The following is a 26,811-nucleotide window of genomic DNA, read 5'->3' on the forward strand; positions in this document are numbered from 1 at the left end:
ATGCGACCGATCATCTGCGTACCCTTGATCCTACGCCCGCACATCTACCTGATTCATGGGCGCTGGACCTGCGCGTCTCTCTCGGATGGCTGGGCGGTCTTCCCCTACGGCAAAGGCGACACGCCACTCGATGCGTATTGCGATTGGCTGCAGCTCAAGTTCGCCATTCGCGCCGAGGAGGTGTGACGTGGCACGCCAATGCACCATCACCGTCCGCTGCTCGATCGCTTGGTGGCTGCGGCCGTACATCGCGCTGCTGAAGGTGTGGGTCATCGTCGCGCGCCGGCTGCCGAGCGACGCGCACATCGAGCGTGTTGCGCGTTGCGCAGTTCGAGCCAAGATCGAGGAAGCGCGATGAATCTCCAGACCACGAAACCCCGCGCACGGATCGTCAACACGTTCGGCAAACCGGCATGGCGCGTTACGTTCCCAGGGCTGTCGGCCGGCTTCGTCGGTGCGACGCTCGACAGCGCGCTCGGCGTCGCATACCGCTGCCGACTCGCTCGAATCACGGGGAGGCGCGACGCATGAACCTCGTCCAACTCGCCGGCATGCTACCGCGCGACGCTCAGTTCCGTACGTGGGTAGGCGGATTCGTCAACGGCGATCCAGTCTCGGTCGACGAGGCGGCGCAGTTCATCCGCGCCGTTTGCAAGGTCGAGTCGAGGCGCGAGCTCGCGACGAACACGCATGCGGCCGATCGCTTCAACCATTTTTTGCGGCGCCCGTTCCTCGCATGGAAAGAGGAGGCGCAATTCGAGGGCGAATCGGGGCCCGCCGAACGTCCCCGTCGCGCACCGGTGGAGGCTCGTATGTAACGCCGATCGGAACACCTCATCGAGACGGCGCGGCCCGGGCGCCGAAACCCGGGCACCCACCACCGAAAAAAACGGAAGGAATGACGGACATGAGCAGAGAAGCCACCCAGTTTTCGGCCGAGCGCCAACCCCGCACTCGCAAGCCGCGCGGCAAGGAGATGCGCACGAAGATCCTTGAGGCGATCAAGGAAGAGACGAAGATGAACGAGAAGGGCTTCTACAAGGCGGTCGCGAAGAAGGCCCTCACGGACGGCGACACGCTGATGATGAAGGAGCTGCTGACGCGCGTCGCGCCGGCCGCGAAGCCCGTCGCGCCCGCCGTGCAGTTCGAATTCCCCGAGGACGGCACGCCCGTGCAGCAGGTCGACGCGGTGCTGCGCGCCGTCGCCTCCGGCAAGGTCTCGCCCGACGTCGCTCAGCAGCTCGTGAACATGATCCGCGCGAAGCTCGACGTGCTCGAGATCAGCGAGCTGGCTGACCGCCTCGCGCAGGTCGAGAAGGCGCTCGCGGCGCAGGGGAAGTGAGGGAGGTAGCATTGAGCTTTCTCTCACAGGGGCACGCCGATGAACTGGCTCGATCCTACCTCACATGCCGTTCCGGCAATGGAGCGGCTTCTCTTTCGCGTCGCGACGCCGCCCGGCGAAACGCCGTTTCGCTTTCCATACGATGTCGTGATCGGGGAGCGGATCGGCGACTACGTGGAAACGGACACGGAAGCCATCCCGATGACCGCAGTGCTGGCCTGGGCGCGTATCACGATGTGACGATGGGGGCGGCATGAGCCGCCGCCGCATCTCCCACGCCGCGATCACCCGCGTCGAGTCCTACTTCTCCGGCGTCGCCACCGAGGAGCGGCCGGCCGTGTTCGGCATCGTCGACATGGACCGGAACGTCATCAAGCGCCTGACGGTCGACGGCGAGGAGACGGACGCCGAGCCGACCGTGCTGATCGCGGAGAAGCTTGCGCCGCTGCTGAAGAAGAAGCGGCGCAAGATCGTGATCGGCGGTCGTGGGTCGATGAAGACGCGAACCGTCGTGTCGATCCTCGCGGCCCGAGCGCAGGCCCGCCGCGAGCATAACCTCTGCCTGCGCGAGATCCAGAACTCGATCGAGGAGTCGAGCTATCAGGAAATCGCCGAGGAGATCGACCGGCGCGATCTGGGCGATTCGTTCCGCCGGCTCAAGAAATCGATCAGCGTGCCGGCGAACGGCAGCCGGTTCTCGTTCCGCGGCCTGTTTCGCAACCAGCGAGCGCTGAAGGGCTTCACCGGCGTGACCGTTGCCTGGATAGATGAGGGTGAGAACGTGTCGCGCGAATCGCTCGACATCCTGTTCCCGACCATCCGCGCGGCCGGCTCCGAGATCTGGATCACCTTCAACCCGAACCGCGAGACGGACCCGGTGTGGGCCGACGAAGTCGCGCCGTACGTCGATCAGATGGTCGACGGCTACTACGAGGACGACGAGCGGATCATCATCCGCTGCAACTGGTCGGACAACCCGTGGTTCCCGGAGGAACTGGAGCTCGAGCGGCAGAAGATGCTGCGCACCGATCTCGACCGCTACAACTGGATCTGGGAAGGCAAGTTCAACCGCCGGTCCGACGAGCTGATCTTCGCCGGGAAGTGGCGCGTCGAGGATTTCGAGACGCCAGCGAACGCGCGCTTCTTCTTCGGCGCCGACTGGGGCTTCGCGCAAGACCCGACGACGCTCAACCGCTGCTGGGTACGCGGCAACGACCTGATGATCGACTACGAGGCGCACGGCAAGCAGACCGACCTCGACGAGATCTGGAAGCTGTTCGCCGGCAAGGAGGGCATGCGGCCCGAGCAGATGAAGCAGTGGATGCTAGGCGACGAGAAGAAATACCCCGGAATCCCGGGCGCACGGAAATGGAAAATCAAAGCCGATTGCGCGCGGCCTGAAACCATTTCGCACGTCGCGAAGCAAGGTTTCAATATCGACGCCGCGAAAAAATGGGGTGGATCAGTAGAGGATGGAATAGCGTTTTTACGTGGTTTTGACCGAATTATTATTCATTCACGGTGCGTAAAGACGATCGAGGAATTCGGCAACTATTCGTACAAGGTGGACAAAACCACGGGGGACGTGTTGCCTATAATCGTCGACAAGTGGAATCACCACATCGACGGTATTCGGTATTCGATGGACGGCTATATCCGTGGTCGCGGTAATGGTCTGAATATCAGCCATGAAGCGCTCGCTGCACTTTCAGCCGCTTAATTCGATTTTCCCGGCCTAAAACGGCTATTTTCTCGGAGATTTTCAATAATGCGCACTCGCACCATTATCGCGGCCCTGCTCGGCTTCGCCCAGCCGATGTTCGCGATCGATCCGTCGGAACCGGCGATCGACCAGGCTCTCGCCACGGCAGCAACCGACGCGGCGGCCGCTCCCGCGAGTGACGCGGGGGAGTCGAACGACGGTGCGCCTGTTGCGGCCGGCGCCCGCGAAAGCGACACCTCCTCGTCTGCTGCGCCTGCATCGCTCTCCAGCGGCACCGAAGCCACGGCCGGGCCGCAAGGTGACGTCACGATTGTCTCGTCGGGCGCGGTGACTCTCGAAGCGCCAGCGGTCAACGTAAGCGCCGACCAGACGCCGGCCGTCTCGATCGACGTCGAGGATCACGCCGAGGCGCGCGAGCGCTTCGCCGGGCTGCTGGCCAAGCTGCACGGCCTCGAGCACGAGGCAGCCGAATACATGCGCGCCGAGTTGCGCGCAATCGGCACGCTGCTGCACCTGCATTCGGTCGCTTCTGGCAAGGCCGACTCGACGGGCGACTACAGCTCGTCGGACCTCTCGTAACCGACACGGCGGCGCGCATGCTCGAGAAACTGCAATCCCTCATCCCGCGCGCGCTGCTGGCGCCGACCGCTCCGGCGGCCGCGCGCCCGGCGGCTGCGTTCGACTCGCGCGCCGAGCCGCACTGGCCCGTCGTCGAAGGCCCGCGCCGCGGCATGCGCATCAATCCGGCGCTGCTCGAGCAGCTCGCGGCGCAGGACGCGGCGCGCGGCGGCGACGTCGACTGGGCGGCGAAGTTCAAGCCGCCGGTCGTCGCGCCCGGCACGGTGCCGAGGGAAGGCGGCGGCGCGCCGGAAGTCGCGATGGACTCGGTGTGCGACAACCTCGCCGCGACGCTCGGCGCATGCGGCGGGTTCAACCAGCTCAGCGGCGTCGACTTCATCGGCTACGCCGCGCTGTCGCTGCTGTCGCAGCACCCGCTGATTCGCGCGATGGTCGAGACGCTCGCCGACGAGATGACGCGGAAGTGGATCGAGTTCGGCGGCCAGGGCAGCGAGGAATCGGACACGAAGCGCGTGCAGGCACTGCAGGCCGCGACCGAGAAGTTCCACCTGAAGAAGGCATTCAACCGCTCGGCGAAGAAGACCGGGTACTTCGGCGGGTGCATGCTGTACGTCGACATGGGCGACGACACGCGGTCCAATGCAGGGCTGCGTGAGATCCAGACCGAGCTTACGCTCGACCGCGCCAAAATCACGAAGGGCTCGTTCAAGGGTTTCCGCCTGATCGAGCCGATCAACGCCTACCCGGCGCCCTACAACGCGGACAACCCGCTCGCGGCCGACTACTACCAGCCCAACGCATGGCTCGTGCAGGGGCGCAAGGTGCACGCGTCGCGCCTGCTGCACTTTTCGCAGAACGAGCCGCCGGTGCTCCTCAAGCCGGCCTACAACTTCTTCGGCATCCCGCTCGCGCAGATGGCGCTCGACTACGTCGACCGGTTCGACACCGTGCGCATCGCCGTCGCAAAGCTCGTGAAGCGGTTCAGCACGTCGATCCTGAAGACGGACATGAGCCAGGTCCTGAACGGCGGCGGCTACGATGACGCGGCGAGCCTGAAGTCGCGCGCGCTGCTCTGGCAGCTGTTCGGCGACAACCAAGGACTGCTGGCGCTCGACAAGGAGATGGAGGACTTCGTCCAGGTCAACACGCCGCTGACGGGCCTCTCCGACATCGTGTCGCAGCAGCTCGAGCTGCTCGCGGCGATAAGCCGCACGCCCGCCGTGAAGCTGCTCGGCATCGCGCCGAAGGGATTCAACTCGACGGGCGAGTACGACGAGGCGAACTGGTACGACCATGTCGCCAGCCAGCAGTCGATCATGTTTGCCGACAACCTCGACCGCGCGATCAAGATCATCCAGCTTTCCGAGTTCGGCCAGATCGACGAAGACCTCACGCACAAGTTCGTGCCGCTGCATGAGCAGTCTGAGGCCGAGAAGGCCGCGAACCGCAAGCAGAACGCCGACACGTTCGCGATCTACTTCGACCGCGGCGTCATCGGAAACGAGGAGGAGCGCATCCGGCTCGCGGCCGATCCCGACAGCGGCTACGACTCGATCGACGTCAACAAGATGCCGGAGGCACCGGACCTTGGCGAAGGCATGGACGACGAAGAGGAGCGCGATACCGATAGCGCCGGCGTGGTGGCCTGATGCCCGCGCGTGCGCCGAAGGTGAAGGGCGAGATGCGCGCGACGCGGCCGAGCGCTGCCGTGCGCATCCAATACCAGCGCGCGCTCGAGCGCCTGGTCGACGAGATGCACCGCTCGACGCTGTACTGGCTGCGGGCCACGTACCGCGGCCGCGAGTCGGAGATCGCGGCGGACGCATCGCCGGCCGCCGATCTCGCCGCGCAGCTCGCGCGCCGCGCCGCGCAGTGGCGCAAGATGTTCGCGGCCCGCGCGCCGGATCTCTCGCGCTGGTTCATCGCGCAGGTCGACCGGCACGCGACGAACGCCACGAAGCAGGCCGCCGTCGCGCTGACCGGCATGTCGGTCTCGGTGAAGGACACGCTCGTGTCGAACACCGTCATGCAGGCGTCGATCCAGCAGAACGTCTCCCTCATCAAGTCGATCCAGTCCGAGTACGCGACCGAGGTCGAAGGCATCGTGATGCGCAGCGTAACGGCCGGCCGCGACCTGAAATACCTGACCGACCAGTTGCAGGAGCGCTACGGCGTCACGCGGCGGCGCGCGACGTTCATCGCTACCGACCAGAACAACAAGGCGACCGCGCAGATGGCCCGCGCGCGGCAGCTCTCCATGGGCGTGACGAAGGCGCGCTGGCTGCATGTCGGCGGCGGCAAGAATCCGCGCCACTCGCACGTCGAAGCGAATGGAAAGGTTTTCGATTTGTCGAAGGGTCTTAAAATCGACGGTGAATACATTTTTCCCGGCGAATTGCCCAATTGCGGTTGTGTGGGCGCGCCGTTAATTCCGGGTGTGGACGATGAAGCCGAATAAAGGCGAGATTATCGTTGCTTTTGACAAGGCAACGGTGCGGAATTATGACAAGGACGGTCGTCTCTTCATCGAGCGATCGCATATCTCGAAGGCGGGCGTGAATCCATACTGGGGTCGAGAGATTCCCGGATGGGAAGAACTCGGCCTTGATCCGGACCGCGTGTACAACGTCTTTCGCCCGCCGGAGGAGCTGGAGAAGGCTGCGCCGACGTTCAACATGCTGCCGATCCTGCTCGTCCACAAGCACGTCACCGCAGAAGACCCAAAAAACGAGTTAATTATCGGTTCGACCGGTTCAAATGCGATTTTTGAGGGTGAATTTCTCGATAACGGGCTCGCTTTTTGGGACGGCGAGTATATCGAGAAAATCGAAAGCGACGAGCAGCGCGAATTGTCGAGTTCCTATCGGTATAAGCCCGTCATTAAAAGTGGAACCTATAATGGCGCGCAATACGACATCGTGATGACGGAGATTATGGGTAATCACGTCGCACTGGTCGTCGAGGGGCGCGCCGGTCCCGAAGTGACGGTGGCGGATTCCCAAATTCAACCTCCTGAAAAGGTACGAACCGTGAAACTGAATCCGAAGCAGAAGGCGGCGTGGAAGGCGCGGCTCCCGAAGCTGAAAGTCGCAATGGACGAGGGCCTCGACACCGCAGGCGTCGAGGAAGCGCTCGAAGAGGCCCTTGAGGAAGTGCAGGCTCTCGGCGAGCCGGCGGCGGCGGTCGACGACGGCAACGCCGAGATCGCGGACCTCTTGAAGCAGCTGCTCGCGAAGTTCGAAGGCAAGCCGGCTGGCGCGGCCGACGAGGACGACGAGGCGAAGAAGGCGGCGGCCGACGAGGCCGCGCGCGCGGAGGAAGCGAAGAAGGCCGAGCAGGCGAAGAACGCCTCGGCCATGGACGCCAAGATCAAGGCCGCCGCCGACGGCGCGCGCCAGTCGATCGAGGGTCGCTTCCGTGCCGCGCAGAAGGTCGAGCCGATCACCGGCCGCATCGACGCGATGGCGTTCGACTCGGCCGAAGCGATCTACGCGCATGCGCTGACGGTCGGCGGCATGGACCCGACGAAGCACGAGCAGGTCGCCTACGCTGGCATCGTCGACGTGCTGATCGATGCGCGCTCGAAGGCGCCGGTGCATGTCGCACAGGACGCCGCCGGCGATGCCGAGCTGCTCAAGCAGTTCCCGGCGCTCGCCAAAATCAACCACGCGTAAGGACGGACGAACATGGGCTTCCCGAACGCAGTACGTCTTCAGCCCGAGGTCGGCGTGCCCGGCACGCGCGCCTCGATGAACCCGATCTCGGTAGTATCGCGCGTCGCGCAGACGGCCGTCACCGTCGGCCGCTTCGTGTGGCCGGGCACGGACACCGACAACCAGGTGCAGAACACCGGCACCGGCAAGCCGCTGGGCCTCGCGATCACCGACCAGGTCGGCGTGATCCCGAACTACCTGCAGGAATACAGCATGTCGGTTCCGGCCGGCATGGCCGTGGAAGTCGCCGAACAGGGTGAATGGTTCGCGAGCTCGGCGAACGCGGCGACGCTCGGCCAGAAGGTGTTCGCGACGCTCGCCGACGGCACGCTTCAGTTCGGCGCGGCCGGCGCGACCGTCACGGGCGCCATCGAAACGCAGTACGTCGTGACGCGCGGCGGCGCGGCGAACGCGGTGATCAAGATCTCGACGTGGAGCCAACTCGCATGAAGCTGAACCAACTTTCCGCATACGGCATCCACCTCGCGCCCGGTGCCGAGCTGCTGAACGATGCCTCGAAAGCGAAGCTCGTCGCCGCAATGGACGCGGCCGGCCCGCTGGTCACGCAGCCGAACAACGGCATCCCGCAGATGCTGACGAACTACTTCGATCCGCGCGTGATCGAGGTGCTCGTCGCGCCGATGAATGCCGAGCTGCTTTATCCGCCCGTGCAAAAGGGCGACTGGACGACGACGACGGCGACGTTCATGACCGTCGAATCGACCGGTGAAACCGCGACGTACGGCGACTACAGCGGCAACGGCATGTCGAGCCACAACGTGAACTTCCCCGCTCGCCAGAACTACGGCTTCCAGACGAACACGCAGTGGGGCGACAAGCAGATGGCCGTCGCGGCGAAGGCGCGCGTCGACTATGCTGCGCGCCAGCAGCTCGCATCGGCGCTGATCCTGCGCAAGAAGGAAAACGCGATCTTCCTGTTCGGCGTCGCCGGCCTGCAGAACTACGGCCTGACGAACGACCCGGCGCTCAGCGCACCTGTCGCGCCGACCACGGGCGCCGGCGGCACCACGTGGGACGTGAAGACGTCGGACGAGATCTATGCCGACTTCGTGCTGCTCTGGAAGAACCTGATCGCGGCCGGCAATGGTCTGATCAACACGAAATCGCGCGTGAAAGTCGGCATCCCGAACGTGTCCGAGCAGAACCTGACGAAACAGAACTCGTACGGCCAGGTGTTGCGCGACCGGCTGAAGCTCGCCTACCCGAACATGGAGATCGAGACGATCCCCGAGTTCGCGACGGCGAGCGGCAACCTCGTGCAGATGATCGCGCAGGACGTCGAAGGCCAGCCGACCGGCGAACTCGCGTATGCCGAGCGCATGCGCGCGCACGGCGTCGTCCGTCGCGATTCGTCGTACTCGGAAAAGAAGTCCGGGCACGCGTTCGGCGCGGTGCTGTACTACCCGAACTTCATCCAACAAATGCTGGGGGTCTGACATGCCGGAAGTCCAAGAAACGAAGACGGCCAAGCCGGTCAAGGTGTACTGCAAGCTCCCGCACGGGATCGTCTACAACCTGCCGGGCGATCGCGCTGTCCGCCTGGTCGGCATGTATGGCGACGAGCGCTCTGACTTGCAGGTCGCGGGCATGCCGGGCCGCGATAGCGTTGCCGGTCATGGCGTGACGCTGGTCGACGCTGATGACTGGGATCAGATCGTCAAGGACCACGGCAAGTCGGCGGCGCACAAGAACGGCTTCGTGTTCGCCGCGAAGGACGACAAGTCCGGCGAAGCGCAGGCGCGCGAGCAGGAGAAGGCGCTGACGGGCTTCGAGCCGTACAACCCGAACGCGAATCCCGAAGACAAGACCGTCGACGGGACCAAGACCGGCGCGCCCGAGAAGCAATGAGCACGCCGACGGGAGTCGTCGCTTTCGACCCGGCCGCCTTCAAGGCGGCTTTTCCCGCTTTTGCGGGCGTGAGCGACGGCCTCCTCAACGGCTATTTCGCGATGGCCTGCATCTTCCTGAACAACTCGCCTGCGTCGGTCGTGCAGGATCTGACCGTCCGAGCGCAGCTGCTCAACTTCATCACCGCGCACCTCGCTTTCCTGCTCGACCGCGCGAGCTCGGGTGACGGCTCGAGCGCGGCCGTCGTCGGCCAGATGGTTTCGGCCGGCGAGGGCACCGTGAACGCATCATTCGCGCAGGTGCAATCGAAGAACGCCGAGTTCTGGGCGCAGAGCGAGTACGGCCTCATCTTCTGGCAGATGGTGCTGCCGTTCCGCACCTTCCACTACTTCCCTGCGCCTTGCTGTGTGCGCCGTTAAGGTCACCGGCGGCGCCAAGCTCGATGCCGCGCTGGCGCGCTACCTCGACAACGCGACGCTGACCATGCGCGCGGGCCTCCTTGAGGGGGCAACCGAGCCGGACGGCACGCCTATGGCGCTCGTCGGCTTCTGGAACGAGTACGGCACCGAAGATATTCCGCCGCGCCCTGCATTTCGCACGACTGCGATCGCGCAGGCATCGCGCTGGGCGAAGATCGTCGGCGTGACGCTCCAGCGCAACGGCGGCGACTTCGACGCCGCGCTTCGGCTCGCCGGCGAGGCGGCCGTCGTCGACATTCAGGCGACGATCGGCGCGTGGACGGATCCGCCGAACGCGCCATCCACGATCGCGAAGAAGGGATTCGACGGCCCGCTGCGCGGCTCGGCCGCCGCGCCGATGCAGCACGCCGTCGCATACGACATCGTCGACGGAGCACCCACAGAATGAACTTGCACGGCATCGTGTCCGGCGTGATCGGCACCGTGAACCCCTTCGTGCCGGTGACGCTGCAGCAGAGTACCGGCTACACCACGGCGGCCGATGGCGGCCGCACTCCCACGTACAGCGCATCACCGCAGTCCGTGCAGGTTCAGGCGCTCAGCGCGTCCGAGATCCAGCACCTCGACGGCCTGAACATTCAGGGCGTGCTGCGCAAGGCATACCTGAACGGCGACTGGCGCGGCGTGTATCGCGCGACGAACCAGGGCGGCGACCTCATGCAGTTCGCCGCGGTGGCCGGCGTGCCGGCGTCGCTGCAGGGCACCACGTGGAAGGTCGTGCAGGTGTTCGAGACGTGGCCGGACTGGTGCGCGCTCGCGATCCAACTGCAGTGAGGCCGCCATGCCCGTGACCATCTCCATCACCGAATCGCAGGTTTTCACCGCGCTGCGCACGTTTCTGCTCGGCATCCTGCCGGCGGGCGTCGAGGTCGTGAAGGCGCAGGACAACGGCGTGGGCGAGCCCGTAGGCCCGGATTTCGTGGTCGTGAACTCGATCGCGTCGCCGCGCCTCGCGACGAACGTCGACAGCTACACCGACACCGGAACGAACCCAGGCACGCGCAACTCGATGCAAGCGATCGAGGCGCGCCTACAGCTTGACGTGCACGGCCCGAACTCTGGCGACAACGCCGCGATCATTTCGACGCTGTTTCGCGACGAATATGCGTGCATTCAATTCGCGACCGTTAATCCGGATATTCAGCCGTTATATTGCGAAATTCCACGACAAATGCCGTTTATTAACGCTCAGAATAACTGTGAGCAGCGTTGGATAATTGAACTTGCTATCGAATACAATCCAATCACGCAAACGCCGCAGGATTTTGCAGACGAAGTTATTCCCGAAATCGTCAGCGTGGATGCGGCATATCCTCCCGGAGCTTAAACCATGTCGATCCCGGCATCCCTGATCGCATCCGTAACGCCGAGCGTCATCAGCGCGGGCGGGTCCGCCCTCGATCTGATCGGCGTTATGCTGACGACGAATACCCGAGTGCCGATCGGCACGGTTCCATCTTTCCCGACGAAAGACGCGGTGTCCGCTTATTTCGGCGCGACATCGCTTGAATACCAATTGGCTGCCGTTTATTTCGGCGGATTCGATAATTCGGACGTGAAGCCGGGTGCACTCCGATTCTCGCAATATCCGACGGCGGCAGTCAGCGCATATTTACGCGGTGGATCGCTCGCCGCAATGACGCTTGCGCAGCTGCAGGCGCTTTCGGGTTCGCTCACGGTGGTGGTCGACGGCTTCACGCGCACCGCGGCGTCGATCAACCTGTCGAGCGCCTCCAGCTTCTCGGCGGCCGCCGCAGCGATCCAGACCGCGCTGAACGCGACGCCGCCGACGCCGGCCGTCGTCACGGGCAGCATCGCGGGTACCACGCTGACGGTATCCGCTGTCACGTCCGGCACGCTAGCGATCGGCCAGGTGCTGAGCGGCACGGGCGTGACCGCCGGCACGAAGATCACGGGCTTCTTGACCGGCTCGGGCGGCACGGGAACCTATACGGTCGACCAATCGCAGACCGTCGCGAGCACGTCGATCACCGCAGCGGCCGCAGCTGTCGCCGTGACTTTCGACAGCACGTCGAGCGCGTTCGTCATCACGTCGGGCATCACCGGCGTGCCGTCGACGGTCGCATACGCGACGGGCACGCTCGCAGCTGGCATCGACCTGACGCAGGCAACTGGCGCAGTGCTGTCGCAGGGTGCAGCCGCTGCGACGCCGGGCGCCGCGATGGACGCGATCACGAAGGTCACGCAGAACTGGGTGTCGTTCATGACGACGTTCGACCCGGACAACGGCGTCGGCAACACGCAGAAGATGGCGTTCGCGACGTGGACGTCGCAGCAGAACAACCGCTACCTGTATGCGGCGTGGGACACGGACCAGAGCCCGACGACGACCGTTCCGGCAACGTCGTCGCTCGGTTACCTCGTCCAGCAAGGCAACATGAGCGGCGTCGCGCCGATCTACCAGGACGTGAAACAGGCAGCGTTCCTGATGGGCGCGATCGCGTCGATCGACTTCACGGCGACCGAAGGCCGCGCGACGATGAAGTTCCGCTCGCAGTCGGGCCTTGCCGCGACCGTCACCGATGGCACGGTCTACAAGAACCTCGTGGCAAACGGCTACAACTGCTACGGAGCATTCGCGACGGCAAATGACCAGTTCACGTTCTTCGCGGACGGCACGATCGGCGGTCAGTACGACTGGATCGACTCGTACATCAACCAGATCTGGCTGACCAACCAGTTCCAGCTGTCGATCATGGAAGGGCTGACGCAGGCGAAGTCGGTCCCGTACAACGCGGTCGGCGACGCGACGATCGAGTCCTGGCTGATGGACGACATCAACCAGGGTGTGAACTTCGGCGCGATTCGCGAGGGCGTCCAGCTCGGCAGCGCGCAAGTGCAGGAGGTGAACACGGCCGCCGGCCTGAAGATCGACAGCGTGCTGTCGTCGCGCGGCTGGTACCTGCAAGCACTCGCATCGCAGGCAACCGCGCAGACGCGCGCCGCTCGCCAATCGCCGCCGTGCAAGTTCTGGTACATGGACGGCGGCAGCGTCCAACAACTCAACCTCGCCTCGGTGATGGTCCAGTAAGGGAGCAACCATGTCAGGAACGATTACCAGCGCCAACAGCGTGATCATGCTCTCGGCGGGCACCATTTTCCCGGTCGCGCAACAGATTCAGGGCTATGCCGCCGAGGACATCTTCGACACCGACGACGTCGAAATGGCCGAGGTTCAAATGGGCCTCGACAAGAAACAGTCGTATGGTTGGATTCCGTTTAACGTGAAGTGGCGTCTCACGCTGATGGCGAATTCCGACTCGATCTTGATGTTCGACTCGGTGATTGTGGCGGAGCGCGTGATGATGGACAAATTCCGATGGGACGGCACCGTCGCGCTTAAGAGCATCGGCAAGAAGTTCACGATGACGAACGGCGTGCTGACGCGCGGCAAGCCCATCCCGGATGCGAAAAAAGTCCTGCAGCCGCAGACCTTCGAAATCACCTGGGAGTCGGTGCTGCCGGCACCGATGTGACATGCCACGGAAAACGACCAACTTCACCGCGACGGACGGTCGCGACGACGGGAAGCGATTCCTGATCACCGAAATGCCGGCGTCGCAGTCGGAGGAGTGGGCGGCGCGCGCGCTGTTCGCTGCGATGAGCTGTGGCGTCGAGATCCCGGACGAAATTCTCGGCGCTGGCCTCGCCGGCATCGCCGCGATTGGTCTGAAGTCGCTTGGCCGGGTGCCCTTCGACATGCTGAAGCCGCTGTTCGACGAGATGATGGGCTGCGTGCAGTACGAGTTCGAGCCCGGCCGTCCCGGCGGCGCGCGCGCGCTGATCGAGACGGACATCGAGGAAGTCGCGACGCGGCTGAAGCTCCGGAAGGCGGTGCTCGACCTGCACCTCGAGGGTTTTCTCGGCGCCGCCCCATCGAAGCAGGCTTCTGGGGCGGCGGAAGCGGCAAACGCCTGATCGCGTATCCCAACGTGCCGCGCTCGATCGGCGCGGTCGTTTCCCGACGGCTCGCCACGCTGCACGAACTGCAGACGGTGTACGGACAGGATGACCTGCATGACCTGCTCGAAATAATCGTCGTCGACAGTCATAACGAACGCGTCGCGACGGAGGAAAGGAGAAACTGACCGTGGCGACTATCGTAGACGCGCTGGTAGTGACCCTCGGCTTCGATCTGGCCGCGTTCAAGCGCGGCAAGGCCGAGGCCGGCGCAGTCACGAAGAAGCTCAGCGCCGAAGAACTGGCCGCCGCCAAGGAGATCGAGCAGCGCAACAAGAAGGCGGCCGAGTCGTTCCGCAGCATCCGAAATGAGGTGCTCGCGCTCATCGCGATCTTCACTGCCGGCGTCGGCATCAAGCAGTTCACCGAGAGCACGATCAACTCGGCGGTGAACCTGGGCTACATGGCCCAGAACCTCCAGATGAGCACGCGCGACCTCGCTGCGTGGCAGCGCGCAGCCGAGCGCGCGGGCGGCTCGGCCGAAGGCATCACGGCCGCGCTCCAGTCCTCCCAGAACGACGTCTCGAAGCTGAAGTTCGGCCAGGTCACAGAGGGCGTGCAGTGGTTCCTGCGCATGGGCGGCTCCGTCAAGGATCTGAAGGACGGCAACAGCTATTTGCTCGCGCGTTCGCGGATCATCTCGAACATGTTCAAGGCCGACCCGGGCCGCGCGCGCTTCATCGCACAGCAGATGGGTATCGGCGACGGCGAGTTCAACTTCCTGAAGCAGGGCGAGGCCGCGGTGCTCGCGCTCGTCGACGCGCAGAAGAAGAACTCGGCCGTGACGGAGAAGCAGTCCGAGCAGGCGCTGAAGCTGCGCAACGCGTGGCTCGACGTGCGCGACCGGCTGCAGTATGTCGGCACGACCGTCCTACTCGAGCTGATGCCGGTCTTCGAGAAGCTGCTCGGCAAGCTGCAGAACATGGCCGATTGGGTCGCGGACCACAAGGCGGACATCAGCTCGTGGGTCGACCGCGCCGTGACGGCCGTGCAGCAGTTCGTCGAGTGGGCGGACAAGGCCGCGACGGCGGTCGGCGGCTGGAAGAACGTCCTGATCGCCTTCGCGGGCCTGAAGCTGCTTTCGATGGCGTCCGGCGTGCTGTCGCTGGCCGGCGCGCTGTTCAAGCTCGGTGGCGCGCTCGGCGGCGTCAGCATGGCCGGCGCGAGCGCGCTGCCGATTCTCGGCCGCCTGCTCGGCATCGCTGGCCTCGCGTTGTACAGCCAGGGGCTGAACGAAGGCGAGGAACAGACCCGCCTCACGCAGCCGGGCGACACGTGGGATGGCGACCCGGTCGGCAAGGCGCGCGCGGCTGCGAACAGTGGCTCGCTCGCGGACCGGCGGCGCTACCTGGTCGGCAGGCTGAAGGAAGCCGGCTATACCGACGCGCAGGCAGCCGGCATCGCAGGCAGCCTTCAGCAGGAGAGCCAGCTCGATCCGACGGCAGTGAACAAGACGTCCGGCGCCGCCGGCATCGCGCAGTGGCTCGGGCCGCGCGCGCGCCAGTTCGAGAAGCAGTTCGGGCACTCGCTCGCGCAGTCGACCTTCGGTGAGCAGGTCGACTTCATGCTTTGGGAGCTGAAGAACACCGAGAAGCAGGCCGACCAGCGCCTCCGGATGGCGAAGACGCCCGAGTTCGCCGCCGAGGTGCACTCGCGCGAATACGAGCGGCCGGGCGCGGCCGAGGCGAACATTGCACGGCGCCAAAAGTACGCGCGCGAGGTGTTCGCAGGACTCGGTCAGGCAAACGCCGCGCAGATCGCGCAGCAGACCGCCGCGGCGGCCGCGCCGGCAGGCGGCAACACGACCACGACGAGCACGTCGACGAACGAGACGAACATCAACGGCCCGATCACCGTGCACACGCAGGCGACGGACGCCGCCGGCGTCGCGCGGGATCTGGGCGGCGCGCTGCGCCGCTACAGCTTCGTCGTGCCGCAGGCCAACACCGGATTGAGCTGACATGCCGCTGCCGAACCTTTCCGTCCCCGCCTTCCCGAACGTGCCGAACCTGCCTGGCGTGCCGCCGCTCATCCGCGCGCCGGGCGAATCGCTCGGCTCGTTCGCGATCTCGCTGATCACGACGGACGCGATCGGGCTGCTGGAAGGGCTGCTCGCGCCCGTGTGGGGCATCTTCGACGAGTTCGGCGCGCCTCTGACGATCGCCGACACCGCGCTGAGCCTCGAATACCGCGGCGACTCGCGCATCGCGAAATACCCGCAGGAAGAGGGCGGCTTTGCCGACTACAACAAGGTGCAGATGCCGTACAACGCCCGCGTGCAGTTGGCGTGCGGCGGCAGCGATGCGAAGCGCGCGGCCTTCCTGTCGGCGATCGAGGCGGCGAAGCAGTCGACCATGCTGTTCACGGTGATCGCGCCGGACGCGACGTACGAGAACGCGAACGTCGTCTCGTACGACCTTCGCCGCACGTCGAAGAGCGGCGTGACGATGATCGTCGCGGAGCTGTACCTCGAGGAGGTACGGCAGACCGTCGTCGCGCAGTTCGCGAACACCCAGAATTCCGCGTCGCAGGATTCGGCCAGCCTCGGCCAGGTGCAGGGGCAGGTTCCGACTGCTGCGCAGTCTGGTCTGTTCGGCCCGGTATCGGTGACGACTGGCGTCGGCGGGGTGCAGTGATGCTGATCCTTCCCGTTGTCGCGAAACCCGCGCAGAACTTCAGCGTGCTGCTCGCCGGACAGAACTGCCAGATCTCGGTCTACCAGAAGACGACCGGCATGTACCTCGACCTGTCCGTCAACAACGCGGCGATCAAGAGCGGGATCGCGTGCCGCGACCGCGTGCTGCTGATCCGTCACGCGTACCTCGGCTTCGTCGGTGACCTGACGTTCTTCGACACGCAGGGCGTCGACGATCCGGAATACGCGGGCCTCGGCGCGCGCTGGCAGCTCGTCTATCTCGAAGCGGGAGACCTCGCATGAGCTTCACCCGCAAACGCATCGACCTGACGATCACGCTCGGCGATGGAGAGTTCGGTGAGGACGGCTCGAACACCGTGACGCTGACGGGCCTGCGCGTGCAGTCACTCATCACGGTGCCCGGCGGCGACGCGATGGCGGCCGCGCAGATCCGCGCGTACGGCATCCCGCTGTCGATGATCAACCAGCTGACGACCGTCGGCCCGATCAACACCGCGATCCGCGCGCAAAACTCGGTTCAGGTCGCCGCAGGAGATGACGAGAACGGCATGCACGTCGTCTACTCGGGCACGATCGGCGAGGCGTGGGGCGATTTTCAGGGCACGCCCGACGTGCCGCTGAACATCATCGGCTATGCCGGCCTGATTCAGGCCGTGAAGCCGGTCGGCGCGCTCAGCTACGTGGGTACCGTCGACGTCGCGACGATCATGCAGGAACTCGCGAACACGATGGGCCTGACGTTCGAGAACAACGGCGTGCAGGTGCAGCTCTCGAACCCGTACTTTCCGGGTACCGCACTTGCGCAGGTACGCGCGTGCGCGCGCGCCGCGGACATCAACTACCTGATCGACCGCGACACGCTCGCGATCTGGCCGCGCGCCGGCGCTCGCGCGACAACGGGCGACCTTCCGCTGATCTCGCCTGAGACGGGATTGCGCGGCTACCCGACGTTCTCGAGCAATGGTCTCGGCATCTCGACGGAGTTCAACCCGAACATCAAGAACGGCGGCCAGGTGAAGGTGCAAAGCTCACTGCCGGTCGCCTGCGGCATCTGGAACGTGTTCGACCTCTCGCACGCGCTGGAAAGCGAAGTGCCGGACGGCGCGTGGTTCACTCAACTCTCGGCATACCCGCAAAATGGTGGATAACGCATTCGGCTACCGCGGCAGCCAGCGGCCGACCTCTGGCACGTCGCCGTTCAACGAGCAGTCCTTCCTCATCTGGCAGATCCTGCGCACGATCTCCGGCGCGCGCCTGGTGGAGGTGAAGGCCGTCACGAACGCGGGCAGCGTCTCGCCGGTCGGCTTCGTCGACGTGCTGCCGCTCGTGAACCAGCTCGACGGCTCCGACAACGCGATGCCGCACGGCGTGATCCACAACTTGCCGTACTTCCGCCTGCAGGGCGGCTCCAACGCGGTGATCATCGACCCGCAGGTCGGCGACATCGGCGTGGCGATCGTCGAGGACCGCGACATCTCCTCGGTGAAGGTGAACCGCGGCCCCGCGAACCCCGGCTCGAAGCGCATTTTCGACATGGCCGACGGCCTGTATCTCGGCGGGTTCCTGAACGGCGCGCCGAGCCAGTACGTCCGCTTCTCGGCGTCCGGTATCGAAATCGTGTCGCCGACGCAGATCCGCATGGCCGCGCCCACGATCGTGCTGCAGGCCGACAACACCATCGGCCTGACGGCCGGCAGCCAGATCACGAACTCCGCGCCGGCGGTCGAGATCGACGGCCAGATGACGCAGGGCGAAGGTCCGCTCGGCGGCAACGCGGCGATGCAGGGCCCGCTTACCGTCGTCAACGACATCACCGCGCAGGGCACGAGCGTGCACACGCACAAGCACGGCGGCGTGCAGACCGGCAGCGGCAACACTGGAGTACCGATCTGATGCCTTCGACCCTCCTCCTCGATCAAACGACCTGGGATCTCTGCGCCGACGCGTACGGAAACATCGCTGTCGCGGCCGAGCCGTATGCGATCGCGCAGGACGTCGCGAGCGCCGTGCGGACATTCCGCGGCGAGGCGTGGTACGACACGTCCGTCGGCGTCCCGTACTGGCAAGACATCCTCGGCAAGCGACCGCCGCTGCCGCTCATCAAGAAGGACATCGTGACGGAGGCGCGCCGCGTGTTCGGCGTGCAATCCGCGCAGTGCTTCATCACGTCTATGAAAGATCGCGTCGTCACCGGCCAAGTGCAGGTCGCCACGGCCGACGGCGTGCTCCCCGTCAATTTCTGAGGCTCCGCATGTCGACACCTCCCACCTCCAGCGTACCGCCTATCAACTGGGCGCCGACCGGGCCCGTCGTGCCGGCGGAATCCGCCATCCTGACCGGTGTGCTCGCCGACACGAACGCGGCGTTCGGCGGCAACCTGAACATCACGAACGAAGACGGCACGCCGAACGTGACAACGCCGCAGGGGCAGCTCGCATCGAGCCTCACGGCGATCATCGGCGCGAAGAACGACGACATGCTCGAGGTGTCGAACGGCGTCGACCCCGATCTGGCCGACGGCCGCTGGCAGGACGCGATCGGGCGCATCTACTTCATCGAGCGCAACCCGGCCGAGCCGACAGCGCTGCAGGTCGCATGCGTCGGTGCCGCGAGCACAGTGATCCCGCTTGGCGCGTTGATCAAGGATTCGAGCAACAACGTCTACCTCTGCACGCAGGCCGGCACGATCCCGGCGAGCGGCACGATCACGCTCGGGTTTGCCTGCAAGGTGACCGGGCCCACGCCGGTCCCGGCAGCAGGGCAGGTGTCCATCTATCAGGCGATCCCCGGATGGGACACCGTCAGCGTCGTATCCGGCGTGGTCGGCAGCGACGTCGAGTCGCGCGCGGACTTCGAATACCGGCGCCGGCAGTCGGTCGCGCTGAACGCCGCGGGCTCGGTGCCAGCCGTGCGCGCGAAGGTGCTGAACGTCGCGGGCGTGCTAGACGCGTGCGTGCTCGACAATCCGCTCGGCACGTCGGTCGTGAACGGCACCTACACGCTCGCACCCAACTCGCTGTACGTCGGGGTGTACGGCGGCGCGGCGCAGGACATCGGCAACGCCATCTGGACGAAGAAGTCGCCGGGCTGCAATTACAACGGGAACACGACAGTCACGGTGCAGGACACGAGCGTCGGCTCGCAGCCGTATCCGAGCTACACCGTGAAGTTTCAGGTGCTGACGGCCGTGCCGATCCTGTTCTCCGTGCAGCTCGTGAACAATCCGAATCTGCCGGCAAACGTCGTGCAGCTCGTGCAGAACGCGATCATCGAGGCGTTCACGGGTGCCGACGGCGGCTCGCGTGCGCGCAGCAACTCGACCATCTTCGCGGGCCGTTACTACCCGGGCGTGATCGCGATCGATCCGTCGGTTGAGCTGCTGTCGATCCAGCTCGGCACGACCACGGCGAACCAGAACAGCGTCGTGATGGGGATCGACAAGACGCCGACGCTGACGGCGGCCAACATCTCGGTGAGCCTCGTATGAAAAACGTGATGCGCACCGTTATCGCGCAGTATGCGAACAGCCCGACGCTGTTGCAGCTGATCGAGAATTTCGACCAGTACATCGATCCGAGCGCGGATATCGATGCGTTCTACGACATGGTGTGGAACGTCGATACTGCGGTCGGTCGCGGGCTCGACATCTGGGGAAAGATTGTCGGCCTCGAGCACGGGCGTCTGCTCAAGATCCCGAGCGCCGAGATCAATCTCGGATTCAAAGAGGCGGGCAACGCGAGCGCGACGCCTTTCGGCTCGGGGGTCTTCTATTCGGGCAGTACTGTCACCGAGAATTACTACCTGGCGGACGATGCGTTCCGCACGCTGATCCTCGTGAAGGCGATGGCGAACATCTCGGACGGGTCGATCCCGAGCTACAACCAGCTGCTGCAGAACCTCTTCAAGGGCCGAGGCCGGTGCTACGTGAACGACCTCGGCAACATGCAGATGCGCTACACGTTCGAGTTTTACCTACAGCCGTTCGAGATGGCCATCATGCAGCAGTCCGGAGCGATGCCGCGGCCGACCGGCGTGCTCGCATCCATCGCGCAAATCCCAGTCCCCAACGTGTTCGGTTTCAGCGAGGCGGGCACGCAAAGCGTTGCGCCGTTCGGTCAGGGCACTTTCTTCAATGGAGTCGTCAATGCAGTCTAGCCAAACACCCACTCTTGTCCCGCTCGCATTCGCAGCGAACGGCACGAAGAACACGATCCCGGAAGCGTCGCAGATCGGTATCACGCCCGGCGCGGCATCGCTCAACGACGGATTCCCGCCGCTCACGTTCACGCCAGTTGCAGCTGGCGGCGTGCCGCCCGCAGGCGGCGACTTCAACGGCATTCTGAATCTGCTCTCGCAGACGATCCGGTGGAAGCACGCGGGCGGCCAGTTTGGCTACAACTCGACCTTCGCGAATGATACGAACGTCGGCGGATATCCGCGTGGTGCGCTGTTGCTGCGCGCGGACCAAAGCGGCCTGTGGCTCAACCAGTCCGACAACAACACGGCCAATCCGGATACCGGCGGCGCAGGATGGGTCGCCGCGCTCATGAGCGGCACGGTAGGCCAGACGCGCAACCTCGTGATGAGTGTGACCTCGGCAAGCGCGACGGCGACGCTGACGGCTGACGAGATCGTCGTCGGTACCGCGCTGGGCGGCCAGAAATACGTGCTCGGCGCGTTCAGCAAGACGATCAACCTCGCCACGACCGGCGCCGGCGGCATGGACACGGGCAGCGCCCCGACAAGCGGCTACGTTGCGCTGTACGCGATCTACAACCCGACGACGGGTGTGAGCGCGCTGCTGGCGACGAATGCGACGGCGGCCGCGCAACCGACCGTGTACGGCGGCGCGAACATGCCGAGCGGCTACACCGCGTCGGCGCTCGTTTCCGTGTGGCCTACGAACGGCAGCGGACAGTTTGTGCACGGCCAGCAGGCCGACCGGCAGATCGTTTTCGACCCGGTGACGGTTCTGAGCGCGAATAGCGGCCCGACGAGCCTCACCTCTCTTTCGGTGTCGAGCGCAGTCCCGAAAAACGCGAAAAGCATCAACGGGAATATCGGTTATGCGTCGACGACGGCGGCCCAACTGGCGTTGAATCTTTCCCCGTGGTCTTCTTCGGTAACGCATCAGTCGCAGGGGTATCAGGCATCTGGATCGAACGGCTTTAACTCATCGTTCAATGATCTGCTCATTGTTACAGCGCAGACGATCTATTACTCAATTCAGGTAAATGCGGGCACGCCGACGTTCAACGTGTCCGTATCTGGATACAAATTCTGAAGGGAGTGGAAATGTTTGTTCAATTCTCGGACTCGAAAGAGACCACCATCATTTCCGTGTTCGGTTGCCCCCAAGATCCGGAAACTTTCCCGAATCAAGGGGAGGTGACCATTAGCGATGCGAGGTATGCGAGCTACTTTGCGGCGCTCCCGGAATGGGCGCAGCAGTCACTTCCTGCACCGGGCTAAATCGTCCTGAGCGCAACAAGGAAACGCATGGCTTTTCGATCAGATGCCACGACGCCGCCGCGATCGCGATCGTTGCTGGCATCGTGATAGTCAGGCTGATGAGATTGTCCAATTGCGGATAACGTGAAGCGACGATTTGCTGTATTGGAAAGGCCCAAAGATATATTCCGTACGAGTAATCGTTGCGCGGCGCGAAGCGGCGCAATGCAGTTGTCACGCCAAGCGTCAGCATGCCGTAGACGAAGGCCGAGTAGAACAGCAGTGGCGCGATGGGCGACGCGCGAAAGACCAGGTATGCGGCGCCAAGCAATGCCGCGACTGTCCAATTCAGGACCACTCGGTCCTTGTACGTATACAGCAACATCCCAAGCAGGAAGAACGGCGGCGCGTAAAACGAATAGCCCGTAGGCTTCCCCGCTAGGTCGCGCAGAAATTCGATGCTGGTCCCGTGTGAGACAAGGTAGGCGAATCCAATAGAGGCGGCAGCGGTGAAAGCTATGGATCGCCACTTTGCGCGGAAGCAGCCCAATATGCCCGCGCAGAAGACGATCATGTAGCACTTCAGTTCGATTGGGAGCGTCCAAAGTGATCCGTTGACGATGTACCTCAGAGGCGCGGTTTCGAATATTCCCGGAAGCGTCGCCTGTATTCCTGAAAATAGTTTGACGTTGGCTGAGAAATAGTGCGCCGCGTCGTGCCCCCTGACTGTCTCAGCGAATCCCATCGTCGAAAGTGAGGGGTACAGTAGATAGGCGGTCAGGAAAACACAGGCAATCAGCCCGGGATATATCCGCGCTAGGCGCAGCGCCACGAAACGAACGATCGACCTCTGACGATCGAAGCTCGACGTGACCATGATGCCGCTAAGAAGGAAGAATGAATAGACGGAGAGGCTTCCCGTGTACTCCAGCCCAGTGAACTTAAGAATCGGCTCGGTTCTTCCGGCCGCCGGCTGAAGCCAGAAGGAATGCCCGAACATCACGAGAAGGGCCGCGCAAAGGCGCAGCAGGTCGAAATTATTTCGGCCCGGCTGAAGGTACTCTGATAGTCGGTAAATCTTCGGCGGTTTCATGTGGCGGTGCGATGGTGCCGGTCAGCTCTGATCGACCGGCACTTTACCATCAACCGCATCACCACCTGGAAGGCTCCCTTGCCGATTAAATCGGTCAGGACGTCGGAATCTTGATGGTCATGCGGCCAATCTGACCGTCGAGCCCTTGCGCCGGCTCTGCCTTGTTCCCGCCACCGAACCAGACGTAATAGGTGCCGTCGTCTTTGCCGGTCGGCAGGATCGTCGGATCGCAGATCACTTGCGAATCCCACGCCTGCCGCATGCTCGGCGGAATAAGCCCCTGCGACATCTTCGTCCAGTGAACAGCGTCGGTTGATACGGCCCATCCGAGATCGCGAAATTCGGAGCTGGCGCGGCCCGTGTAGAGCATGTAGTAGTAGGGCGCGGCGTAGACAACGGCTGGTTCGCCTTGGCCGTGGGCGTCAAAGTCGCTCGGGCCGCCGGACGGCAGAAGCGGCGCGTCGGACTTCGTCCATGCGATGCCGTCGATGGAAGTCGCAACGCCCATGAGCTGCTGGCCGGCCTTGTTCTCGCCGAGGAAGTAGAGATAGAGCGTATTGCCGAACTGAACGACGTACGGATCGGCGACCGCAGCGTCATCCCACGATCCCGGCGTACCTACATCGAGCACGGGGCTAGGCAGCGCGGTGAAGTGCGTGCCGTCGTTCGAAGTCGCGAGGCCGATCTTCATCGCGCCGTTGCTATCGGCGCCGTGATAGTAGTAGTACACCTTGCCATTGAAATTGATGGCCGAGCCGTTAGCGGCGATGTATTGCGTCGACCATCCGCCAAGGTCGAGTACTGGTGCCCCGGATTTCTGCCAGGTCATTCCGCCATCGCCTGAGGTGGCGAGGCCCGAGCGCCAAACCTTTCCATCGAATCCTGAGTAGTAGTTGCTCAGCGAGCCGTTGAACTGGATGACAGAAGGATTGAGCACGTCGCTCGATTCCCATGACTGTGCATCTCCGCGCTGCAGTACCGGGTTCGGTTCGATCGCTGTGATCGTGAGGGACGGATTCGGAGCAGACGCGGGAGCCGGGGCGGACGTGGCCGGCGGTGCCGATTGAGTGCCATCACCTCCGCCTCCGCAACCCGATAGCGCGGCTGCAGCGCAACCGATCGCCATCGCTACGGCTGCGACTCTCCATCGGGCGCCGGGGAGTCGGCTGGTGCGTCCAGATCGATCGCCGCGCCGACCTCGCGCATCGTCGCCAGCACGCGCTCGATTTCTCGTTTCGGGAGTGTGACGAGTGCGGCCGCCATGAACAGGTTGGCCGGCGGGATTCCTTGCGGCTTGTTCTCGTCCGCGTAATCCCTCCATCGCCGAGCACTCTTCAGCCCGAGAATCCGCGCCATCTGCGTGCCGGAGTAGCCGAGCTCCTCCTTCCATTGCTTCATCTGAGCCACGGTGGGCGAGCGAAAGAGCATGTTGAGTTGATCCAATACGCGCAGGCGCGCGAAAGCAGCGTTTCATGATGAGTTCCTTTCGGATGGCGGCCGCGCGATGTGCGCTTCCTATGCCTCCAAGTTAGGCGGATTCCGCCTATGTGTCAAGTCCAATCGTTGCGGCGGCATCGCGTCCCGCTCGTCGCCGTGTCACTTCGCGCAATTTCCCTGAATTTCCGAATAAATCTTTGGCCGATAATCAGCGCATCCGATTTTCAATTAACGGACTCTGGTAAATGAATGGTCAAAATAACCAGCAAAATAACCCCGGTTCTTGGCTTGTAAGTGCAAAAACCGTGATTAGCACGGTCGCCGGCCTTGTTTCCATCTTGGCCGCACTGGTAGGGGCTTCGGCATGGTGTATTGGCCTTTATTCTGGTCTTTCTAATCGCGTTACGGTGCTTGAACAGAGTAATCAGGCGATGCGTGACGATTTGAAAGACATCAAGCAAATGGTTTCTCAGCTCGTATTGGGCGCTGCGGGGAACCGGCCTGAGACTCGACGATGGGTGAAATGATGAAATGGCGAATCACGCTGGCCGACGGCTGGCAGAACTTGCATAAGCGCGGCACCGTCATCGTGAGCGGCGCGCTTGCGCTCCTCACGGCCGCCGGCCCGGCGATCGTCGAGGCGTGGAACTCGATGCCCGCCGACCTGAAAGAGCTCCTGCCACAGGGCGTGCAGCGTTACGCGGCGCTCGTCGCGTTCGCGCTGATCCTGGTCGTGCGCTACACCGCGGTGCGCCGCGTGCCGCCGCCGGCAGCCGGGCAGGAGAGCGGCGATGGCGTTCAGTGACCTGTTCGGCGCGCTCGCGCGGCTGTTCGGCCTGAATCCGGCGCCGGTCGTCGACGTGCCGACGCTTTCGACCGCTGCACCACTTTCGGCCGCTCCTGACACGGGTTTCGCGGCTGGTGGTGCGGAAAGTGCGCCGGCTGTACCGCGAAACGTTGCAGCTGATACGGACGACGACGCATGGCTCACGCTCTGCCGCCCGCTGTCGCAGCACTTTGAGAGCTGCTATCTCACCGCGTATCCGGATCCGGCCTCGCCGCTCGGCAAGGCGCTGCAGGCGCGCGGCCTCTGGTACAAGGTGCTCGGCGGCGCGCCGATCCCGAACGATCCCGCGCTGCGCGCGCTGAGCGGCGCGCCGTGGACGTGCGGATGGGGCTCGACGGGCTCGGACGTCCGCGAGGGCACCGTCTGGACGCAGGCAACTGCTGACGCGCGCCACGACGTGAACCTGCGCGCCGCGGCTGCGCTCATCGACCAGGCCGCGCGCGTGCCGCTGTCGGCGCAGCAGAAGGCCTCGCTCGTGAGCATCGTGAACAACGTCGGGCCGGGCCGCGCGCGCCGCGCGGGCGATCCCGGGCGCGACGGCATCATCGTGCTCGCCAGCGGCCAGCCATCGACGCTGCTGCGGCACCTGAACGTCGGCGACTACGCCGGCGCGGCCGACCAGTTCCTGTCGTGGAATCGCGGCGGCGGCGTGGTGCTGCCGGGCCTCGTGCGGCGCCGCGCGGCCGAGCGCGATCTCTTTCTCACCGGACACTGGAGCGCGTCATGACGATCATCCCCATCCTGCTGAAATTCGGCCCGTGGCTGCTCGCGGCGGCCGGCGTGCTGTTCGGCATGTTCAGGCATCAGCAAGCCCGCACGGCGACCGCGCAGGCCGGCCAGAAGGATGCCGAAGCTCAGGCAACCGCCGCGCAGGCGCGCGAACAGGTCGCACAGTCCGCAAACGCGGAAGCCCAGGCGAATGCCGACGCGGCGCAGGCCGGCGCGGCCGCCGCAAAGGAGAGAAGCGATGCAGAAACGAACGTTGGCGCTCTGCCTGCTGGCGGTGCTGAGCAGCAGCTGCGCGACGGATGGTCCCGCGACTAAGCCGCCTGCGGCGCCGTGCGAGCCGCAGATCGTCACGAAGACGCGGATCGTCGACACGGCGTGCGACTGGACGCGGCCGATCTACGTCAGCAAGACGGACGTGCTGAACGACGACACCGCGCGCCAGATCCTCGCGCACAACATGGCCGGCGCGAAGAACTGCGGCTGGAAACCGAGCAGCAAGTAGCGGCCGCGCCGCGCGGCGCACGTCATTTGCCGACCAGGCGCCGCAGACGCACGACCTCCAAGATCAGCACTCGAATGTCCTCTGGGCCGCAATACGACGGGCACGCCCACCAGTAGCGCAACTTCGGCAGGTCCGGAGACGTGAAGGTCGGGAGCGGTGCGTCGACGGCCGTCCGATCAGCGTAGGCAGCGCCGATCGTGCCGCCGCCCACCGGGATGGCCGGCTGAGCACGCCGATCGCGGCGCGTGTCATCGAGCCGGCGCGCGCCGGGCTTCTTCGATCCGTGCCAGTGCTCGGCCTCCTCGTCGGTCATCCAGTAGCGCGTGCGCTGCGGCGGACCGTCGTAAGGCATGTCGATGTACTCCCACTGATACTCCCAAAGCGGTTCCATGATACGAAAAATGCACTGT

At 64.4% G+C, this 26,811-nt stretch carries 40 protein-coding genes; 36 read left to right on the top strand and 4 right to left on the bottom strand.

Features of this window, described 5'->3' with window-relative positions; all coding sequences use genetic code 11:
- The 31 genes from WK25_RS06040 to WK25_RS32030 all read left to right on the top strand — a co-directional run bounded on the left by WK25_RS06040 (position 1) and on the right by WK25_RS32030 (position 21,626).
- The gene (locus WK25_RS06040; RefSeq protein WP_069241199.1) at positions 1-186 is read left to right on the top strand and encodes a hypothetical protein; all 186 of its coding nucleotides are present in this window, start codon (positions 1-3) and stop codon (positions 184-186) included.
- Position 187: 1 nt separating this feature from the next.
- Positions 188-358: a hypothetical protein gene (locus WK25_RS31115; protein ID WP_156789009.1), complete on the top strand. Its 171-nt coding sequence runs from the start codon at positions 188-190 to the stop codon at positions 356-358.
- Positions 355-531 carry a hypothetical protein gene (locus WK25_RS31120; RefSeq protein WP_156789010.1) on the top strand — a complete coding sequence of 59 codons (177 nt, stop codon included), beginning with the start codon at positions 355-357 and terminating at the stop codon, positions 529-531. Before WK25_RS31115 ends, WK25_RS31120 begins: the two co-directional genes overlap by 4 nt.
- A complete protein-coding gene (locus tag WK25_RS06045) occupies positions 528-818 on the top strand; it encodes a hypothetical protein (protein ID WP_069241200.1) in 291 nt (96 codons plus the stop codon). The genes WK25_RS31120 and WK25_RS06045 overlap by 4 nt, the downstream gene beginning before the upstream one ends.
- 89 nt (positions 819-907) lie before the next feature.
- A complete protein-coding gene (locus WK25_RS06050; RefSeq protein WP_069241934.1) occupies positions 908-1,342 on the top strand; it encodes a hypothetical protein in 435 nt (144 codons plus the stop codon).
- Positions 1,343-1,381: 39 nt separating this feature from the next.
- Positions 1,382-1,582 carry a hypothetical protein gene (locus WK25_RS31125; RefSeq protein ID WP_156789011.1) on the top strand — a complete coding sequence of 67 codons (201 nt, stop codon included), beginning with the start codon at positions 1,382-1,384 and terminating at the stop codon, positions 1,580-1,582.
- Between the two features lie 13 nt (positions 1,583-1,595).
- A complete protein-coding gene (locus tag WK25_RS06055) occupies positions 1,596-3,062 on the top strand; it encodes a PBSX family phage terminase large subunit (RefSeq protein ID WP_083252963.1) in 1,467 nt (488 codons plus the stop codon).
- 48 nt (positions 3,063-3,110) lie between these two features.
- Entirely contained in the window at positions 3,111-3,644 is a 534-nt protein-coding gene (locus WK25_RS06060; protein WP_069241201.1) for a hypothetical protein, read from the top strand.
- A gap of 17 nt (positions 3,645-3,661) precedes the next feature.
- Positions 3,662-5,293, top strand: coding sequence for a DUF1073 domain-containing protein (locus tag WK25_RS06065; RefSeq protein ID WP_069241202.1), 1,632 nt, complete (start codon positions 3,662-3,664; stop codon positions 5,291-5,293).
- The gene (locus WK25_RS06070) at positions 5,293-6,102 is read left to right on the top strand and encodes a phage minor head protein (protein WP_069241203.1); all 810 of its coding nucleotides are present in this window, start codon (positions 5,293-5,295) and stop codon (positions 6,100-6,102) included. Before WK25_RS06065 ends, WK25_RS06070 begins: the two co-directional genes overlap by 1 nt.
- On the top strand, positions 6,089-7,318 hold the full coding sequence (locus WK25_RS06075) for a DUF2213 domain-containing protein (RefSeq protein ID WP_069241204.1): 1,230 nt from the start codon (positions 6,089-6,091) through the stop codon (positions 7,316-7,318). Before WK25_RS06070 ends, WK25_RS06075 begins: the two co-directional genes overlap by 14 nt.
- A gap of 12 nt (positions 7,319-7,330) precedes the next feature.
- Positions 7,331-7,807: a structural cement protein Gp24 gene (locus WK25_RS06080; RefSeq protein WP_069241205.1), complete on the top strand. Its 477-nt coding sequence runs from the start codon at positions 7,331-7,333 to the stop codon at positions 7,805-7,807.
- Complete coding sequence (locus tag WK25_RS06085; protein ID WP_069241206.1) at positions 7,804-8,814, top strand: major capsid family protein; 1,011 nt, start codon at positions 7,804-7,806, stop codon at positions 8,812-8,814. Before WK25_RS06080 ends, WK25_RS06085 begins: the two co-directional genes overlap by 4 nt.
- Before the next feature lies 1 nt (position 8,815).
- On the top strand, positions 8,816-9,226 hold the full coding sequence (locus WK25_RS06090; protein ID WP_069241207.1) for a hypothetical protein: 411 nt from the start codon (positions 8,816-8,818) through the stop codon (positions 9,224-9,226).
- Positions 9,223-9,645: a DUF4054 domain-containing protein gene (locus tag WK25_RS06095; protein ID WP_069241208.1), complete on the top strand. Its 423-nt coding sequence runs from the start codon at positions 9,223-9,225 to the stop codon at positions 9,643-9,645. Before WK25_RS06090 ends, WK25_RS06095 begins: the two co-directional genes overlap by 4 nt.
- Positions 9,632-10,093 carry a hypothetical protein gene (locus tag WK25_RS06100; protein WP_069241209.1) on the top strand — a complete coding sequence of 154 codons (462 nt, stop codon included), beginning with the start codon at positions 9,632-9,634 and terminating at the stop codon, positions 10,091-10,093. Before WK25_RS06095 ends, WK25_RS06100 begins: the two co-directional genes overlap by 14 nt.
- Positions 10,090-10,479 (top strand): hypothetical protein, encoded by a 390-nt coding sequence (locus WK25_RS06105; RefSeq protein ID WP_069241210.1) that lies wholly within the window; start codon positions 10,090-10,092, stop codon positions 10,477-10,479. Before WK25_RS06100 ends, WK25_RS06105 begins: the two co-directional genes overlap by 4 nt.
- Positions 10,480-10,486: 7 nt before the next feature.
- Positions 10,487-11,032 (top strand): LIC_12616 family protein, encoded by a 546-nt coding sequence (locus WK25_RS06110; protein ID WP_069241211.1) that lies wholly within the window; start codon positions 10,487-10,489, stop codon positions 11,030-11,032.
- A gap of 3 nt (positions 11,033-11,035) precedes the next feature.
- A complete protein-coding gene (locus WK25_RS06115; protein WP_069241212.1) occupies positions 11,036-12,757 on the top strand; it encodes a DUF3383 domain-containing protein in 1,722 nt (573 codons plus the stop codon).
- 10 nt (positions 12,758-12,767) lie between these two features.
- A complete protein-coding gene (locus tag WK25_RS06120; RefSeq protein ID WP_069241213.1) occupies positions 12,768-13,202 on the top strand; it encodes a phage tail fiber protein in 435 nt (144 codons plus the stop codon).
- Positions 13,203-13,275: 73 nt separating this feature from the next.
- Entirely contained in the window at positions 13,276-13,644 is a 369-nt protein-coding gene (locus WK25_RS06125; RefSeq protein ID WP_236857814.1) for a hypothetical protein, read from the top strand.
- 14 nt (positions 13,645-13,658) lie between these two features.
- Positions 13,659-13,814 (top strand): transcription elongation factor GreA, encoded by a 156-nt coding sequence (locus WK25_RS06130; RefSeq protein WP_236857815.1) that lies wholly within the window; start codon positions 13,659-13,661, stop codon positions 13,812-13,814.
- Between the two features lie 2 nt (positions 13,815-13,816).
- Positions 13,817-15,646, top strand: a complete 1,830-nt coding sequence (locus WK25_RS06135; RefSeq protein WP_156789013.1) for a phage tail tip lysozyme — start codon at positions 13,817-13,819, stop codon at positions 15,644-15,646.
- 1 nt (position 15,647) lies between these two features.
- Positions 15,648-16,322: a hypothetical protein gene (locus tag WK25_RS06140; protein WP_069241216.1), complete on the top strand. Its 675-nt coding sequence runs from the start codon at positions 15,648-15,650 to the stop codon at positions 16,320-16,322.
- On the top strand, positions 16,322-16,624 hold the full coding sequence (locus tag WK25_RS06145; protein WP_069241217.1) for a phage baseplate plug family protein: 303 nt from the start codon (positions 16,322-16,324) through the stop codon (positions 16,622-16,624). Before WK25_RS06140 ends, WK25_RS06145 begins: the two co-directional genes overlap by 1 nt.
- Positions 16,621-17,490, top strand: coding sequence for a baseplate hub protein (locus WK25_RS06150; protein WP_069241218.1), 870 nt, complete (start codon positions 16,621-16,623; stop codon positions 17,488-17,490). Before WK25_RS06145 ends, WK25_RS06150 begins: the two co-directional genes overlap by 4 nt.
- The gene (locus WK25_RS06155) at positions 17,480-18,235 is read left to right on the top strand and encodes an oxidoreductase (RefSeq protein WP_069241219.1); all 756 of its coding nucleotides are present in this window, start codon (positions 17,480-17,482) and stop codon (positions 18,233-18,235) included. The genes WK25_RS06150 and WK25_RS06155 overlap by 11 nt, the downstream gene beginning before the upstream one ends.
- Positions 18,235-18,585: a hypothetical protein gene (locus tag WK25_RS06160; RefSeq protein ID WP_069241220.1), complete on the top strand. Its 351-nt coding sequence runs from the start codon at positions 18,235-18,237 to the stop codon at positions 18,583-18,585. Before WK25_RS06155 ends, WK25_RS06160 begins: the two co-directional genes overlap by 1 nt.
- 8 nt (positions 18,586-18,593) lie before the next feature.
- Positions 18,594-19,829 (top strand): baseplate J/gp47 family protein, encoded by a 1,236-nt coding sequence (locus WK25_RS06165; RefSeq protein ID WP_069241221.1) that lies wholly within the window; start codon positions 18,594-18,596, stop codon positions 19,827-19,829.
- Between the two features lie 8 nt (positions 19,830-19,837).
- The gene (locus tag WK25_RS06170) at positions 19,838-20,497 is read left to right on the top strand and encodes a DUF2612 domain-containing protein (RefSeq protein ID WP_236857816.1); all 660 of its coding nucleotides are present in this window, start codon (positions 19,838-19,840) and stop codon (positions 20,495-20,497) included.
- On the top strand, positions 20,475-21,626 hold the full coding sequence (locus tag WK25_RS32030; RefSeq protein ID WP_236857817.1) for a phage tail protein: 1,152 nt from the start codon (positions 20,475-20,477) through the stop codon (positions 21,624-21,626). The genes WK25_RS06170 and WK25_RS32030 overlap by 23 nt, the downstream gene beginning before the upstream one ends.
- 111 nt (positions 21,627-21,737) lie before the next feature.
- On the opposite strand, the gene WK25_RS06180 is transcribed toward WK25_RS32030, so the two are convergent.
- The 3 genes from WK25_RS06180 to WK25_RS31630 form a co-directional block, all read right to left on the bottom strand.
- On the bottom strand, positions 21,738-22,886 hold the full coding sequence (locus WK25_RS06180; protein ID WP_069241223.1) for an acyltransferase family protein: 1,149 nt from the start codon (positions 22,884-22,886) through the stop codon (positions 21,738-21,740).
- Positions 22,887-22,980: 94 nt separating this feature from the next.
- Positions 22,981-23,823, bottom strand: coding sequence for a hypothetical protein (locus WK25_RS31625; RefSeq protein WP_167432638.1), 843 nt, complete (start codon positions 23,821-23,823; stop codon positions 22,981-22,983).
- A 191-nt stretch (positions 23,824-24,014) separates the two neighbouring features.
- Complete coding sequence (locus WK25_RS31630) at positions 24,015-24,284, bottom strand: XRE family transcriptional regulator (protein WP_167432639.1); 270 nt, start codon at positions 24,282-24,284, stop codon at positions 24,015-24,017.
- 284 nt (positions 24,285-24,568) lie between these two features.
- Between WK25_RS31630 and WK25_RS31130 the strand changes: the two genes are divergently transcribed.
- Genes WK25_RS31130 through WK25_RS30010 form a run of 5 tightly spaced genes read left to right on the top strand, consistent with a single transcriptional unit; the run spans position 24,569 to position 26,401 of the window.
- Positions 24,569-24,850: a hypothetical protein gene (locus tag WK25_RS31130; protein WP_156789014.1), complete on the top strand. Its 282-nt coding sequence runs from the start codon at positions 24,569-24,571 to the stop codon at positions 24,848-24,850.
- Positions 24,847-25,128 (top strand): hypothetical protein, encoded by a 282-nt coding sequence (locus WK25_RS06195; protein WP_236857818.1) that lies wholly within the window; start codon positions 24,847-24,849, stop codon positions 25,126-25,128. The genes WK25_RS31130 and WK25_RS06195 overlap by 4 nt, the downstream gene beginning before the upstream one ends.
- Positions 25,115-25,897: a lysozyme gene (locus WK25_RS06200; RefSeq protein WP_069241226.1), complete on the top strand. Its 783-nt coding sequence runs from the start codon at positions 25,115-25,117 to the stop codon at positions 25,895-25,897. Before WK25_RS06195 ends, WK25_RS06200 begins: the two co-directional genes overlap by 14 nt.
- Positions 25,894-26,214, top strand: a complete 321-nt coding sequence (locus WK25_RS06205) for a hypothetical protein (RefSeq protein WP_069241227.1) — start codon at positions 25,894-25,896, stop codon at positions 26,212-26,214. The genes WK25_RS06200 and WK25_RS06205 overlap by 4 nt, the downstream gene beginning before the upstream one ends.
- Positions 26,138-26,401, top strand: a complete 264-nt coding sequence (locus WK25_RS30010; protein WP_083253006.1) for a hypothetical protein — start codon at positions 26,138-26,140, stop codon at positions 26,399-26,401. The genes WK25_RS06205 and WK25_RS30010 overlap by 77 nt, the downstream gene beginning before the upstream one ends.
- Positions 26,402-26,423: 22 nt before the next feature.
- Here the strand turns inward: WK25_RS30010 and WK25_RS06210 are convergent, their stop codons facing one another.
- Entirely contained in the window at positions 26,424-26,792 is a 369-nt protein-coding gene (locus tag WK25_RS06210; protein ID WP_069241228.1) for a hypothetical protein, read from the bottom strand.
- Between the last annotated feature and the right edge of the window lie 19 nt (positions 26,793-26,811).

Origin of the sequence: Burkholderia latens, assembly GCF_001718795.1 — a bacterium.
Taxonomy (GTDB): Bacteria; Pseudomonadota; Gammaproteobacteria; order Burkholderiales; family Burkholderiaceae; genus Burkholderia; species Burkholderia latens_A.